We start from the raw sequence: 14220 nt of genomic DNA on the forward strand, positions 1-14220 counted from the left end.
TAGTGTGAGAATGCAAAAGAAAGAGAAAACTTTAGTATTTCCAGGCCTGTCGAGATTGTTGACAGATATAGGTGTTGTGAGTTACGAACGCGACGGACTTCCAAGTAATTTTTATGCGCTTAGGAGTTTAATTATTCCATTCCTTCGCAGAAACATCAAAGTGCGAGAGAGTGACGTTTTGGACATGTATCCCGGAATAAAATTTGCTCTTGACCAAGGTGATATCATCGACGTTCGTGAATACGTTGTGTCGGAAGGGTACTTCTATGGGGTATTGCCGCTGAGAATTTCTTTTGATGAGGGTTTCTATATTGGAGAATACGAGGATGTATACGTTGCGGTCTCGTCGGGGAAAACTACGCCGATGGAGCATTGGTTGACCTGGGGGTATAAGGAGGGCCGGGTCCCGTCTGGGTCGGTGGATTATCTCAACGCGGGCGATCTCCTATGACGAAGATATCAATCTGCATCGCAGCAAGTGATCGTCCCGAGTTGCTTCTCAATCGATGCTTGCCATCGATTATGCGGCAGACGCATCAAAACTTCGAGATTTGCATAGTTGGCGATTTTGTGGACGAAGCGAGTGCGGGAAAGATACAGGGAATCAGAGACCCTCGGGTTTCGTTCACAAACCTCCTCCAGAGAGGCCCCTATCCGCGTCCTGGGATCGCTCGATGGCAGGTTGCCGGTACCTACGCGATGAACGCCGCAATGGCTCGGGCCACGGGGCAGTATATTTGCCATATTGACGATGATGACGAGATGATGCCGGACAAACTCGAGCGGTGTTTGGAAGCCTGTCAGTCACGCAAAGTGGATTTCGTTCACCACGCATTTTGCACTCAGATGCCCAACCGGCAGTGGGTCGTCCTTGGCAATGGTTCGTTCGAACTTGGACAAATTACCACTGGCGCAGTTTTCTATCGACGTAAGTACGCGGCCATAGGTTGGGACGTAAATGCCTTTAAGCGTAACACGCCAGGGGACTGGGACCGCTTTAGCCGGATTAGGTCCGAGCTAAAGCCTCGTATTGGCTTTGTCAAAGAACCTCTTCTTTGGCACTACAAAGAAAACAACTATCCGGTTTTTGTAGCGAAATCATTCGAAGAATTTGTCGAGGTTGAATGATGTTGGTCAGCATCCACCTTACGACCTTCTGTCAGGCTGAAAGCGGTTGGCTTAAACGCGCTATCGAATCCGTTTTATCTCAGACGTTCCAAGCGTTTGAGCTAATCTGCTATGACGACGCCAGCTATGATGGCACGGCTGACATTCTCAAGAGATTTGCGAACCGGGATTCTCGCGTACGCATTATAACGGGCAGCGACAACTTCAACTCCGTCAGCAAAAGTCTGGGCGCCTGTTTTGTTGCCAGGAATCCCGACGCAGAAGCACTTACCTGGATGTTCGATGACAACGTCCTAGAACCCGACGCGCTAGAGACGCTCGTAAGAGAAATGAACGTTACCGGAGCTGACGTCGTGTATGGGCAGACCCGCATCATGATGCGAGATGGTGATAGTTGGCAAATCGGCCAACGGTCACCGGGTATGATTGCGAAGAGTTTTGACGAGACGAGTGCAGACGTGCCCAACGCCGGAATCTTGGTCCGAACAAAGGTGTTTGAACAATCCGGTTGGTATGATCCGAACATTATCATTCGACGTTCGTGTGACTGGGACTTGTTTCGTCGCGTCTGGTCGACGGCGAATGGGATCGTAAAAGTTGATCACATCTGTTCTACCGAATATGGAGAGCTTTCGAGCTCAAGCCTTCGGAATTCTTTCGATACGTCTTTCGTGTTGATGAAGAAGTACGTGCAGCTACGGGACGAACAAGGCTTCCGACTGGACCCCCTCGCTGCCGTTTATGGTCCGCCCGATATCATTCCGTTGGGCGATTGGACAGATGATGAACTCATTTACATTTATAAGGGCTTCGTCCGCTACTTTGTGACTGTGGGAAACCTTGCGAAGGCAGTGGAATGGAGCCAGGTTTTGATTGATGCGTTACATCTTAACGACGATTTACTTATACGAAACCTCCGTCATCACTTCGCGGGCAGCCCCGAGATACTAGACGCTGTCCTTGTGGGTATGTTCTCCGGGAGAGCAATCGCCCCCATTCCACCGGTTGATAGAACAAATACGACGTTGGCAACGAACGCTGTTACGGTTCTGGCGCATGGTATTCAAACTAAAGTGTCGAATTATCTTCGACAGAGGATTCGTGATTCTCAGACGTCTTTAGGCAAGGCCTTTTGGCGCAACGTTTTTCGCACCTGCCGGTATCTATGGCGGCGTCGGCCTCAACGGGCTGCCTGATGCAAATTCTAGTCGGAAATGGCGGACATGCTCGTTCGTGTAGGGATGTCCTGGCAGAGCAAGATCTACCTCTATACTTCTTCTCCGATCTAGATGATGGCCATCCTTTGCGGGTTGGGTCGTTCGCCGACATTCCAAAATTTTTAGAGTCAAATCTCCACCTCGCGATTGGTCCCTCGAAGGCGAGAGTAAATCTCGCGAACTACCTGTCGGAACTAGGAGCCAAGTGGTTTTCGATAATATCTCCATCTTCTTATCTTAGGTCTAACTGTCTCGGAGAGGGTGTTTTTATTGGCCACAAGGCTTATGTCGGGCCAGGAGTTCGTATTGGATCTTTGTCCATTGTCAACACAGGCGCTATTGTCGAGCACGATTGCGTGATCGAGGAAGGCGCATTCATTGGCCCTGGTGCTGTACTTTGTGGAGCAGTCACGGTAGGGGCGAATGCGATGATCGGCGCCGGCGCCGTCGTGATTCCCAAGATGAAAATCGAGCCCGGAACTCGGATTCCGGCCGGTGCGACAGTGAGGTAATTGTGAACAAGGCGGCCTTTCCTTTCATCGTTCCCGATCTTCCGCGAACCTCCTCGTGGGTTCCCATCTATGAGAGCGCCTTTGAGACTGGCGTTTATTCAAATTTCGGCCCGCTTTCGCGTGAACTGGAGCGCAAGCTCGCAGAACGATACGCGGTTCGGGGGTATGGCGCCGTGGCATGCTCATCGGCGACGCAAGGCCTATTGGCCGCACTGATGGAGCGTTTCGAACCTGGACAGGCGATCGCATTCTCGAATTTCACCTTTGCAGCGACGTACCAAGCCATACGAATGGCAGGCTTGGTTCCGGTCCCAATTGATATTGACGGTCGTACGCTCGAAATGAGTGTCGACAGCCTTTCGCAGGCGATCAATCGGACCCAAATCGATGGGGTTATGCCAGTGCGGCCGTTTGGATTGGTGCGCGACCAATCTGAACTCGTGACGTTTTGCCAGTCAAAGCATTTACCGCTAATCTTCGACGCTGCCGCAAGTTTAGGAGGAGCACAACTTCCCTTATTCGGTTCGGACGCCGGCGAGGTTGAGGTTTTTTCACTTCACGCAACAAAGACATTCGCTATCGGCGAGGGAGGTGTGATTTTTGCCCCACTCGACCGAGTTGAAGCAATCCGCAAACGGCTCAATTTCGGTTTCGAGGCTGATCGCACTTATTTTCGCGGTACAAATGGAAAAATGGACGAACTGCATGCCGCGCTCGCGTTGGCGCAGTTGGGCCGAATCGATGAGATGCAGGCTGCTCGCGAGAAACATGCAAGACGATACGATATGTTCTTCTCGTCTGTAGAAGACGCGCAAATTCCAACCAATGTCACACCAGGTAGCGGGTGGACCATGTATCCGGTAATCTTTTCTAAGCATTCAGCCCCGGAGCTCATTGCTAAAGCCCTTGAACATGGAATAGAGGCGAAACGTTATTATTGGCCAACAGTCTCCAGCGGGGCAAATGATCGTATCGATCAATTTGTTAAGCTTGATGTATCCGAGCGCATTGCCAGAAATATAGTTTGCTTTCCGATATACAGCTTGAATACTGAACACCTGGTGGATGGGTTGTTTGGTGAACTTGATCGTCTATTCTTCTAGGGAATTTGGGTCATCTCGCGTTCTTTAAGTGCGGATCTTTCCCACTCACTCGACCTTCGCCGCATACGCCATTTGCTAATCGGCTTCTCGACATAGTGCCAAAGTGGTACCGCAACCGAAAGCGACAGGCTGGCGGATACCACAAAAAGCAGGAGCGGCTCGGCTGGCAGGCCCAAAGTGAGAAAGTAGTGAACGCAGACCTGCTGGATTGGCCAGGCAAAGACAAAGACGCCGTAGCTGTAGTCATTTTGCAATCGCACCGAGAATGGTGAGAAAGCACAAAGGTAAATGACGGCGATTGGTAGTGCCAATAAATAAATCATATAGCGGACGCCGCCGACGTCGATGTCCCATACGAATCCTAGTGGCCACTGCCTGAGAAAGTCGAGGACCAAATCAGAGATCCCCGGCGCAAACAGAAGGAATAGGCTGATGAGCGCAAAGGGGCCGAGTCGGCCGATGTCGATCTCCCTGTTCATCTGCAGAAGGGCCCCGCAAACGAAAAGTAGGATCAACGGGGCGATTACCGTCGATCCAGTGCTGGTCGACTGCATATTGATACAGATCAATAAAAGGCCTACGGCGTAAAGGCTGCCTAGGACGGCTGGGCGCAACAGGCCCATGACGCCAAACAGGCAGACCCCCACATACATCAGGACCTCCCAGTTAATTGTCCACAAACTGCCGTGGTAAATCCACGGCACTGGTTGCCCGATGTAGTTGTTGTATGCGCTGGCGGCGATCAGTGCGAAAGCATGGCTTACGATCAGAGCCGGGGCTAGCCGAGCAATTCGGCGAAATACGAAGTTCCATCCGGGAGAGCGCGCCCACGAACCGGCGATCAAATAGCCGCTAATCACGAAGAAGCAGTGGACAGCGAAACTCCCGACCGTCCGATTCATGACAATCAGTTCATGCGATTGGCCGATGAGCGGGTAGGAATGACTTAAAACCACCGCCATAGCAGCGGCGAGACGGACGGCTGTAAAGTTGTTACTTGTCGTATCACGAGACTCGCTGGCCGGACCGATCACTTCCAAGATTGTGTCCTCTAAATGATGGTGCGCGAAACAATTGTATGGCACAAAATCTGCAATAATCTAACCTGCCGATCTCGGATGCAAATCGACTTTGAAGGCTGCTGTCTGTCTCGCGTCCACTCTTGCTGAAGATGGCGGCAATCTAGGCACTCAGCATCCGATCGGGTTCGGCCGGTTCCGACCTAAGTGATTCTACTCGACCACTTCGGAGCGTCAGTCTCTTCGTGCACACTCTTTCGATCAGGCTCTCATTGTGGCTCGCCAGAACAATGATGCCGGCCTTTTCAGCAAGTTCGTCCATGCGTCTTTTGGCCTTGTCCTGGAAAGAAGCATCACCCGCTCCGATCCACTCATCCATAAGGAGAATCTCTGGATCGAGCGCGGTGGCTACCGAAAAGGCAAGCCGCGCCGCCATGCCCTGGCTGTATGCCTTGAACGGCAGGTCAATGAAGTCGCCAAGCTCGCTGAAGGCGATGATATCCTCTATCTTTTCCTGGATCTCGGCTTCCGTCCATCCGTTGATCAGTCCACGAAGAACAATGTTTCTGCGGCCCGTGGCCTCGCGACGAAAGCCGATATTGATGTTAAACAGGGCGTCGACCTTGCCTTCGATGGTGATGCTTCCCCCCGAGGGCTCGTAGATGCCATAGAGCACTTTGAGAAGTGTCGTCTTGCCGGCGCCGTTCGGGCCGACAAGACCCAGCCGATCGCCCGCCTTCAGTTCGAGACTGACGCCGTCAAGCGCTTGCACAAACTGCTTCCTGCCGGAGCCTTCAATCCTGCCGCCTGTTGCGCCCAAACGCTTATCCGGCGCGGAAAGCGTCAGCTTTTCGTGCAGTTTGTAGACCAGACTGATATTATCCAGCGTAATTGAAACCATCAAAAAACTCAGATCAGGAATATGACTTGCCTGCGGTATCGACCCAGCAGCAGCAATGCAACCGCCCACATCCCTAGCGATATGCTGCCGGTTACGGCGAACGCTTGCACCGGCATTTCGCCGCTGATGATCGGGACACGCACGATCTCCAGGAAATAGGCGAATGGGTTCCAGTGGTAGGCGTAATTTTGAATGCCGCCTTGCCCGTTGTATACCCAGAAGACGGGCGTGAAAAACATGCCGACACGCATCATGTTGCCGACGATGAACTCGCTGTCCGGGAAGAAAGCGCCGAGAAAAGCAAAGACCGTGATAACGGCCGGACTGGCCAGCAGGATCATCAAAAGCCCCGCGAGCGACCATAGCCATGCAACGTTGAGCGCCGAGCCGCTCAGGACCAGAATGACTACACAACCCACGATCGCATAGCCCGCGCGAATAATGGACTGCAGCGCCAGGCGCATCACATACACAAACAATGGCAGCGTCGTGCCTTCTATGAAGCTCTCTTCGCGCTGAAAGAGCGAGACGCTTAGGGAAATGATCTCCATCAGGTAGAACCAAACCAGAAGGCCGATGGCGACATAGGCGGAGTAGCCGGCAGCGTCCTTGCCCGCGGGCTGGAACACGAAGACGAAGGTGCCGACGAAGGCAACGTAGTTGACCAGAAGCCAAAGTGGACCAAGCGTCGTGCGCCGATGCTGGTCGCCGATATCCTCGTGTGCGAGGGCGATCCACACCCGGTGCAGCCTCATGGCCCTGCCAATGTCGTCGAGGGCGCCGTTCAGTGCCAAAATCATCGTTATAGTTTCGCATCCATGCTTGTCGCTTCATACGTCGATGGCGACATGAGGCGAGGGGACACTTCATAGCCGTTGCGACTAGCATATGGCAACGGACTGCGGCCTATTGAAGCCGCGCTCAATATTCAAGGCGCCCATTAGCAACGCCTGTTGAACCTGTACAATTGACCCGCAAAACAGTTCAACAGCTAGGATTGGTCTGAAAACAACGCATTCACGTTTGATCACATATTCGTCAAAAAACATCTGGCGGTGCCCTCAACTCCACGCTATGCCGATATTCGGGCGATAGGCGGGGGATTTGGTGCTTTGGAGTGGTGACGGACGATGGCGGTCCGGTGCCGGTCCAACGGCCGAGCTTTCGTACCAGGAGTTCAGTACTACCCAATGACATCCTATGTAGAGGTCGTGTCCGGACTTCGGCCGAAGATGCGGCGCGCCATTATAATGATCCAGGACCTGGTCATGGTCCTGGTCGCGGTGGCGCTGAGTCTGGGGCTTTCGCAGTCGAGACTTTCATTCGACGCGCTCTCCACGGCCGGCCTGGCGTGCTGGGCAAGTATTGTTTTTCTCAGCCATATGCTGTTTCGCTATTGCGGCCTCTACAACACCGTGTGGCGTTTCGCCTCCACGCCGGACTTCTTCAACATCCTGAAGAGCTGCGCCATCCTGACCGTCACGCTCTATGTCGTCTCGCTGGCGGTTCGATCGTTTCAGCCGGTGACCGGCCTCAACGAGCGCCAGTTCATCGTCTTTTTCCTCGTCTCCTTCACCATCATATCGGCGCCTCGGCTCTATTACCGGTTCCTGCGCGACGGGGCGAGCTGGCGAATCCTGAGCCGCAACCCAAACAATGCGGCGATCAAACAAGCGCTGTTCGTCGGCAGGCTTGGCGAAGCAGACGTCATCATCCGCTTCACACGCACGGCCGAGCCGGCCGAATATTCCATCGCCGGCATCATGGCCATCGAGAACGGCGCGCCGTTGGGCACGCAGATACAGGGCGTTCCGGTGGTGGCCGTGCGGCCCCGCCTGGTCGAGGTCCTCGAAGAATATGCAAGAGGCACCAAAAGCCTCGACATGCTGATTTTCGGCAATGGCACCGAGCGCGAGATCGAGGAATACTCGGAGCTGGTCCGTGTCGCCCGTCACAGCGGCATCGCCGTCGTCCAGTTCTCCGGTGTCTCGGAGCTCGGGCAGGGCGGAAAGCTGGTTCTCGACGCTGTCGAGATGGAAACGATCCTGCGCCGCTCCACGGTCCCGTCGGACGTTGAGCGCATTGGCGGCTTCGTCAGCGGCAAGCGCGTCCTGGTGACCGGCGGCGCCGGCTCAATCGGTCGCATCCTGGTCAAGCGGTCGCTGGAACTTGGCGCCGAGGCGGTTCTGGTCGCCGATATCTCGGAGTTCGGTATTTTCCAGCTCGACCAGCAGGTTGACGAAAAGGACCATGTCCGGCTCAAGAGCCGCATCGTCGATGTCACAGACCGGCGCCAGATCACCCGCGTCGTCAGCGATTTCAAGCCCGACATCATCTTCCATGCCGCCGCGCTCAAACATGTGCCGCTGCTCGAGGAAAATTGGGAATCGGCGATCCAGACCAACATTTTGGGCACCCTCGTCTGCGCCGAGGTTGCCGCCAAATGCGGGGTGCCGCAGTTCCTACTGATTTCCAGCGATAAGGCGGTCGATCCGACCTCGGTGCTCGGTATGACGAAACGCGCCGCCGAGCAGATCGTCTCTTCGCTGCACGAAACGCACGCCACCGGGGCCAGCGGCCGTCGCTCCGGCACCAAGTTCATCGCCGTGCGGTTCGGCAACGTCTTCGGCTCCAATGGCTCGGTCGCCACCATCTTCCAGGCGCAGATCGAGGCCGGCGGTCCGGTCACCATCACCGATCGCCGCATGACCCGCTACTTCATGACGGTGGCCGAAGCCGTCGACCTCGTCATCATGTCGGCGGCCGACGCCGAGCGGCGCCAGGGCAAGGACGACTACGCCATCTACATGCTCGACATGGGCAAGCCGGTGCCGATCCTCGAAGTCGCTGAAACCATGATCCGCATGGCCGGCAAAAGCCCCTACACCGACATTCCGATCCGTTTCACCGGGATCAGGCCGGGCGAGAAGCTTCACGAAGTGCTGCATGGCGGCAATGAGGAGATCGTCGCGCTGGATATCCCCAAGATCTTCGGCCTCAGGACCGATGTCGTGGGATGGCCCAAGGTCCAGGCGGCGCTGACATTGCTGCAGGCGGCCATGCGCGATCAGGACAAGGCCTCGGCGCTCGCCGTCATGGCCGGCCTCTATCAGGCGGAAGAGCCTCCAAGTGAGGCACGCCGGGAAACCGTTGCGAAAACAGTCGGGCAAGCTGGTTAGAGCAATTCCAAGAAAAGTGTGGAGCGGTTTTCCGTCCGGGATTGCGTCAAAACAAAGAGCCTGTCCTGATCGACCGGGATTGGCTATTGAAACCGATCCGATGGCCGTTCCCAGGCGTTTGCAGATGATTTTGAACCAGTGAGCAGACAAGATCAGCGCGTGGCCGTGCTGCTGGGCACGAAAGATGGCGCGGCTTTCCTTGACGAGCAGCTCGCGTCGCTGGCTGCGCAATCGCATCCTGTTGTCGACCTCTGGGTTTCCGACGACGGTTCGACAGACGGCACTTCGGCCATTATCGGCGCCTGGCAGAGCCGCTGGTCCAAGGGCCGGTTGACCCTGTCGAATGGTCCTCGCCAAGGCTTTGCCGCCAATTTCCGCGCGATGATCATCGATCCGCGCATCGAGGCCGACTACTACGCCTTCTGCGACCAGGACGACATCTGGGAGCCGGACAGGCTGGAGAGCGCCATTGCCTGGATGCAAGGGCACGACGCCGGAACGCCGCTGCTGTTTTGCTCCAGAACCGCGACCATGTCCGAAACCGGAGCAGCGCAAGGGTATTCGCCGCTGTTCCAGCATCCACCCGCATTTCGCAATGCGCTTGTGCAAAGCATTGCCGGCGGCAACACGATGATGATCAACCGCGCCGCGCGAAAGTTGCTGGCAAAGGCATCGGCAAGGACCGAGTTCGTCAGCCATGACTGGTGGACCTATCTGATCGTCACGGCTGCCGGCGGCATTGTCCGCTATGACCCGCGACCGCTGGTGCGCTACCGCCAGCATGAGGCAAACCTGGTCGGCGCCAACGTGTCGTGGAAGGCGAGGCTGTCGCGGCTGGGGCGCCTCTTCAGGGGCGAGTTCGCCGTCTGGACCGATCACAATCTGAGCGGCCTGGCCGTCAATCGCGACATCCTCACGAGGGATGCCGTCGCCTGTCTCGGCCTGTTCATCAGGGCGCGAAAGGGCGGTATCTTGCGACGCCTGCGCCTTCTCAGGAAAAGCGGCGTCTACCGGCAGACGCTGGCTGGGACGCTTGGGCTCTATGTGGCCTTCATCTGGCGGCGGATCTAGAGCATGCTGAGATGGCCATGAGGGGACCCAAGCGAGCTTTCGATCTCGTCGCGGCGGCGGTTCTGTTGCCGCTGACCTCGCCCGTCACCCTGCTTGCCATACTGGCAATCAGGCTGTCGTCGCCCGGACCGGCACTCCTCTCCCAAACTCGCGTCGGCCAGCACGGGGTGCTGTTTCGCTGCCACAAGTTGAGGACGATGGTTGTGGGAACGCCATCTCTGCCCTCGCATCAGGCGCCGGCAAACTCCGTCACCGCCGCCGGTAAGGTGCTGCGAAAATTCAAGATCGACGAGCTGCCGCAGCTCTGGAACGTGCTGAAGGGCGAGATGAGCCTGGTCGGGCCGCGTCCATGCCTGCCCACGCAAACCGAGTTGGTCGACCGCCGCAGGCAATTGGGTGTGCTTGCCGCACTTCCAGGCATTACCGGGCTTGCGCAGATGAGAGGCATCGACATGTCGGATCCGAAACTCTGCGCCGAAACCGATGCCGAATATCTCAGGGGAGCCTCGATCGGACTTGACGTCAAAATCCTGCTTGGCACAATCTACCGGACCTGACGGGCCTGTCGTGCAAGTTCCTCAATCCGGCCGAGCGTGTCGGTTTCCGGCATCCAGCCTTCCGAGATCAGCAGTGACGGGTCGCAAATCTGTGTCGCCATGGAAGCGTCGTACGCTGCTTTTCTGCCAAGCAGTGTGGCGAACAGCCTGAATGGCCAGGCCGGCACAGGAACGAGCCGGGTCGGAACGTCGTATCCGTGCCTGAATGCAGTCAAGATTTCGAACATCGCAACGGGGGAAGCATCGCCCAGGACATAGGTCGGGCGCGGTGGCGTGGGACGAGTCAAAAGATGCGCCACGGCGCCAGCCACCGCGTCGCGCGATATCAGCGAACGAACTGCGGTGAAAGCGCCTAAGGGCAATGGTAAGGCAATGGCGGCAGCCCGCATCATTCCACGCAGGTTTCCCTTCATGCCTTCGCCATAGACCGGCGGCAGGCGCAGCGCCGTGGCATCGGAGGGCCTGGACGCATAGGCTTCCAGTGTCTTGATCTCGCCTTCGCGTTTCGAGCGCCCGTAGGCGCATTGCGGGGCAGGGAGCGTCGCCTCGCTGATCGTTCCGCTGAAACCGGGACCGGCTACTGCCCGGATCGACGACAGATAGATGAAGCGCCCGCTTGTCCGCGAGGCGGCCGCGCGCGCCAGCTGCGCGGTCAGTGTCGCGTTGGCTGCCATGAAGTCGGCTTCGCTCGCCTTGCGGTCATTGTTGAGCGCCGCACAGTGGACGACATGGGTGATATCTCGCATCAGCGCCTGGTATGCCTGAGCCGGTGCGTCGAAGTCCGGCAACAAAACCGCATCGCTCACGGGATCGAGCCGTTCCGGGTGGCGCGATGCCATGCGCACCCCGAACCCGGCTTCGCGCAGCTGGTTGACGACCTGCCTGCCGATGAAACCCGTCGCGCCTGTGACCAGCACTTTCACGGCCGGCTTGCCTGGGGCGCCGGGGCCGGTGCCTGTTGTTCCGGCAGCATTTGTTGCCGGCCCGATGCAAGATATGTCCCGGACACCAGGAACACCATCAGTGTGGCATCGAGGATGTCGTGGCCGACCAGAATGCCGGTCAGGCCGCCGATGAGGTAGGTGATCGCAGTGACGACAATCATCGTGGCGCCGAACCGCTCGATCGCGTCCGTGCTGGTGCGCAGCACGATGGCCGCGTTTCTCGCGGCAACGAAGAACACAGCCGCGAGCGTTACGGCTCCAAGCAGCCCGGCCTCCACCAATGCAGTCAGGAAGCCATTGTGAAAATGGCTGAAGCCCGTGGACGGCATGTGGAACTGATTGTGGAATCCATCCTTTATCAGCTCACGGCTTGCAGCAATGCCGTGACCGAAAATCGGCATGTCGTGGAAGGCGCTCAGCCCAATCTGCCAAAGTGCTGCGCGCAAGCCGAGCGCGGTCGTGTGGTCGCCCTTCGTGGCGAGCGCATCCCAGTCGCTGAACAGGAAGGCCGCGCGCTCGGAAATGATGGGGAGACCAATGACCGCGATGACGATGCCGATCGCGCCCGCAATCAGCAAAAGCCGAATGGCGTTTCTGTTGTTGAGCTTGCGACGGTTGATCAGCAGGACCGCGATGCCGGCCACCAGCATCGCCAGCCAGATGATCCGCGACCCCGAATAGACAATGTCGACCGCGCCGGCCAGTGTCGCGCAGGCCAGCAACGCCCTGTTCTTTTCGACACCCGATAAGGCGCCTGCCAGGCACATCATCATGCTGAGGCAGGCGACGGTCGCGAACACGATCGGATTGCCGGCGCCGCCTTCGGCCCGTATGCCCAGCCCGTGATATTGCACGACCGCCAGCAGCAGGGCGCCAAAACAGGCGGCGGCGCTCGCCAGCACGACGATGCGCGTCAGCGTGGTTTTCTCGGTAATGCTCCAGGTCGCGTATGAGACAGGGAAAAACAGGAAGGTGATCAGCCCTGCCAGATGCGGCGCATCCCTGGCGATCGAATTGTTGACGATGGAGGCGAGCACGCTGGCTGCGCAATAGGCATAGATGGCCACCGTCATCGCGGTCATCGGCCGGTCGATGTTGAAACGCCGTCTTTTCAGCGCAAGCAGAAGCACCGACCACAGGCCGCCGCCATTGAACAAAAAGCTGACCGCCGATCCCAGTACCGGCGGGAAAAAGAAGCACAAAATGGAGAAGGTGACGTTGATCCGTGACGGCGAAACGTGCTGCTTGATGGCGGAGATCGGGGTCAATGCTCTGGTTCACAATGCGCTGGGTCGCGTGGCGACGGACAATGTTTGGCGGCGGCATTTGCGGCATGCCGCCCGGCGCAGGTTCAGGAGCCGGTATAGCGGCTGGGTGCGGTTTTCGAAAGTGCGACGAGGTCCGGCCGGCGTTTCTTTCGGTCCAGGCAAGATTTTTCCCGGCCTTTGAATGCTATCGCTCCGTCGGGCAGGAATTTTCGGATTCTAGGCTTTTCATGGAAAATTCGTTGCCGATCGGTGTGGCCGCCGGCCTTTCCAGCGTTGTTATATCAGGTGGCGATCTGCTAGAACGCCGGCACGAACCGATAGTGTCCAGCAGTGAAGCTTGAACCGGGCGGCTGAAAAGGACGCCCGATCCATCTGATGCAAGGTCTGGATTGCACGAGAGAACGCTCACAGTCCATGAACATCGCGCTTACGCACCTGCAGCGGCTCGAGGCCGAGTCCATCCACATCTTCCGTGAGGTTGCCGCCTCCTTCTCCAAGCCGGTGATGCTCTATTCCGTCGGCAAGGATTCCTCCGTGCTGATGCATCTGGCGATGAAGGCCTTCTATCCGGCCAAGCCGCCTTTCCCCTTCCTGCATGTCGACACCACCTGGAAGTTCCGCGAGATGATCGCCTTTCGCGACCAGATGGCGCAGAAGCTCGGCTTCGACCTGCTGGTCCACGTCAATGAAGACGGCGTGCGCGACGGTATCAACCCCTTTGACCATGGCTCGAACACCCACACCCATGTCATGAAGACGGTGGCGTTGCGCCAGGCGCTCGACAAATACGGCTTTGACGCTGCCTTCGGCGGGGCTCGGCGCGACGAGGAGAAGTCGCGCGCCAAGGAGCGCATCTTTTCCTTCCGCAACGCCCAGCATGTCTGGGACCCGAAGAACCAGCGGCCGGAGATGTGGAAGATCTTCAACACCCGCATCGCGCCGGGCGAATCGATCCGCGTGTTTCCGCTGTCGAACTGGACCGAGCTCGATATCTGGCAGTACATTCTGCAGGAAAACATCCCGATCGTGCCGCTCTATTTCGCCAAGGAGCGGCCGGTGGTCGAACGCGACGGCATGCTGATCATGAAGGATGACGATCGCATGCAATTGCGCCCCGGTGAGACGATGGAGAACCGTCTGGTGCGTTTCCGCACGCTCGGCTGTTATCCGCTGACCGGCGCCATCGAATCCGACGCGGACACGCTCGAAGCCATCGTCGGCGAGATGCTGACGGCGCGCACCTCCGAGCGCCAGGGCCGCCTCATCGACCGCGATGAAGCCGGCTCGATGGAAAAGAAGAAGCGCGAGGGATATTTCTGAG

Annotated in this window: 14 protein-coding genes; 9 read left to right on the forward strand and 5 right to left on the reverse strand. The window is 57.3% G+C overall.

What is annotated here, in order from left to right; translation table 11 throughout:
- The first annotated feature begins 10 nt into the window (after positions 1-10).
- The 5 genes from NKK52_RS02970 to NKK52_RS02990 are packed head-to-tail and all read left to right on the forward strand — an operon-like array spanning position 11 to position 3960.
- Entirely contained in the window at positions 11-451 is a 441-nt protein-coding gene (locus NKK52_RS02970; protein ID WP_031198413.1) for a hypothetical protein, read from the forward strand.
- Entirely contained in the window at positions 448-1128 is a 681-nt protein-coding gene (locus tag NKK52_RS02975) for a glycosyltransferase family 2 protein (protein WP_023715706.1), read from the forward strand. The genes NKK52_RS02970 and NKK52_RS02975 overlap by 4 nt, the downstream gene beginning before the upstream one ends.
- The gene (locus tag NKK52_RS02980) at positions 1128-2324 is read left to right on the forward strand and encodes a glycosyltransferase family 2 protein (RefSeq protein ID WP_198031521.1); all 1197 of its coding nucleotides are present in this window, start codon (positions 1128-1130) and stop codon (positions 2322-2324) included. Before NKK52_RS02975 ends, NKK52_RS02980 begins: the two co-directional genes overlap by 1 nt.
- Positions 2324-2857: a DapH/DapD/GlmU-related protein gene (locus NKK52_RS02985; RefSeq protein WP_198026970.1), complete on the forward strand. Its 534-nt coding sequence runs from the start codon at positions 2324-2326 to the stop codon at positions 2855-2857. The genes NKK52_RS02980 and NKK52_RS02985 overlap by 1 nt, the downstream gene beginning before the upstream one ends.
- A 2-nt stretch (positions 2858-2859) precedes the next feature.
- Complete coding sequence (locus tag NKK52_RS02990; protein WP_023684592.1) at positions 2860-3960, forward strand: DegT/DnrJ/EryC1/StrS family aminotransferase; 1101 nt, start codon at positions 2860-2862, stop codon at positions 3958-3960.
- Here NKK52_RS02990 and NKK52_RS02995 read toward each other — a convergent pair.
- The 3 genes from NKK52_RS02995 to NKK52_RS03005 all read right to left on the reverse strand — a co-directional run bounded on the left by NKK52_RS02995 (position 3957) and on the right by NKK52_RS03005 (position 6680).
- On the reverse strand, positions 3957-4994 hold the full coding sequence (locus tag NKK52_RS02995; protein WP_245263130.1) for an acyltransferase family protein: 1038 nt from the start codon (positions 4992-4994) through the stop codon (positions 3957-3959). The genes NKK52_RS02990 and NKK52_RS02995 overlap by 4 nt on opposite strands.
- Before the next feature lie 148 nt (positions 4995-5142).
- Positions 5143-5880, reverse strand: a complete 738-nt coding sequence (locus NKK52_RS03000) for an ABC transporter ATP-binding protein (protein WP_023684590.1) — start codon at positions 5878-5880, stop codon at positions 5143-5145.
- An 8-nt stretch (positions 5881-5888) separates the two neighbouring features.
- Positions 5889-6680 (reverse strand): ABC transporter permease, encoded by a 792-nt coding sequence (locus NKK52_RS03005; protein ID WP_023684589.1) that lies wholly within the window; start codon positions 6678-6680, stop codon positions 5889-5891.
- 390 nt (positions 6681-7070) lie between these two features.
- On the opposite strand from NKK52_RS03005, the gene NKK52_RS03010 reads away from it, so the two are divergent.
- The 3 genes from NKK52_RS03010 (at position 7071) to NKK52_RS03020 (ending at position 10687) form a co-directional block, all read left to right on the forward strand.
- Positions 7071-9059 (forward strand): UDP-N-acetylglucosamine 4,6-dehydratase, encoded by a 1989-nt coding sequence (locus NKK52_RS03010; protein WP_031198406.1) that lies wholly within the window; start codon positions 7071-7073, stop codon positions 9057-9059.
- Positions 9060-9197: 138 nt separating this feature from the next.
- Complete coding sequence (locus tag NKK52_RS03015; RefSeq protein ID WP_023684587.1) at positions 9198-10130, forward strand: glycosyltransferase family 2 protein; 933 nt, start codon at positions 9198-9200, stop codon at positions 10128-10130.
- Positions 10131-10147: 17 nt separating this feature from the next.
- Positions 10148-10687 (forward strand): sugar transferase, encoded by a 540-nt coding sequence (locus NKK52_RS03020; RefSeq protein WP_023684586.1) that lies wholly within the window; start codon positions 10148-10150, stop codon positions 10685-10687.
- Here the strand turns inward: NKK52_RS03020 and NKK52_RS03025 are convergent.
- Complete coding sequence (locus NKK52_RS03025) at positions 10675-11610, reverse strand: NAD-dependent epimerase/dehydratase family protein (RefSeq protein WP_023670715.1); 936 nt, start codon at positions 11608-11610, stop codon at positions 10675-10677. The genes NKK52_RS03020 and NKK52_RS03025 overlap by 13 nt on opposite strands.
- On the reverse strand, positions 11607-12899 hold the full coding sequence (locus NKK52_RS03030; RefSeq protein WP_031198404.1) for an O-antigen ligase family protein: 1293 nt from the start codon (positions 12897-12899) through the stop codon (positions 11607-11609). The genes NKK52_RS03025 and NKK52_RS03030 overlap by 4 nt, the downstream gene beginning before the upstream one ends.
- Before the next feature lie 414 nt (positions 12900-13313).
- Between NKK52_RS03030 and cysD the strand changes: the two genes are divergently transcribed.
- Entirely contained in the window at positions 13314-14219 is a 906-nt protein-coding gene (gene cysD, locus NKK52_RS03035) for a sulfate adenylyltransferase subunit CysD (RefSeq protein WP_023670717.1), read from the forward strand.
- The last annotated feature ends 1 nt before the right edge of the window (position 14220 follow it).

The sequence above is a fragment of the Mesorhizobium sp. C277A genome, assembly GCF_040324395.1.
Classification (GTDB): Bacteria; Pseudomonadota; Alphaproteobacteria; order Rhizobiales; family Rhizobiaceae; genus Mesorhizobium.

What these genes read in the sequence shown, in the direction of transcription:
- NKK52_RS02970 (WP_031198413.1), top strand. Translation starts at nt 11, where the DNA reads ATGCAAAAGAAAGAGAAAACTTTAGTATTTCCAGGCCTGTCGAGATTG.
- NKK52_RS02975 (WP_023715706.1), top strand. Translation starts at nt 448, where the DNA reads ATGACGAAGATATCAATCTGCATCGCAGCAAGTGATCGTCCCGAGTTG.
- NKK52_RS02980 (WP_198031521.1), top strand. Translation starts at nt 1,128, where the DNA reads ATGTTGGTCAGCATCCACCTTACGACCTTCTGTCAGGCTGAAAGCGGT.
- NKK52_RS02985 (WP_198026970.1), top strand. Translation starts at nt 2,324, where the DNA reads ATGCAAATTCTAGTCGGAAATGGCGGACATGCTCGTTCGTGTAGGGAT.
- NKK52_RS03000 (WP_023684590.1), bottom strand. Translation starts at nt 5,880, where the DNA reads ATGGTTTCAATTACGCTGGATAATATCAGTCTGGTCTACAAACTGCAC.
- NKK52_RS03005 (WP_023684589.1), bottom strand. Translation starts at nt 6,680, where the DNA reads ATGATTTTGGCACTGAACGGCGCCCTCGACGACATTGGCAGGGCCATG.
- NKK52_RS03010 (WP_031198406.1), top strand. Translation starts at nt 7,071, where the DNA reads ATGACATCCTATGTAGAGGTCGTGTCCGGACTTCGGCCGAAGATGCGG.
- NKK52_RS03020 (WP_023684586.1), top strand. Translation starts at nt 10,148, where the DNA reads ATGAGGGGACCCAAGCGAGCTTTCGATCTCGTCGCGGCGGCGGTTCTG.
- cysD (WP_023670717.1), top strand. Translation starts at nt 13,314, where the DNA reads ATGAACATCGCGCTTACGCACCTGCAGCGGCTCGAGGCCGAGTCCATC.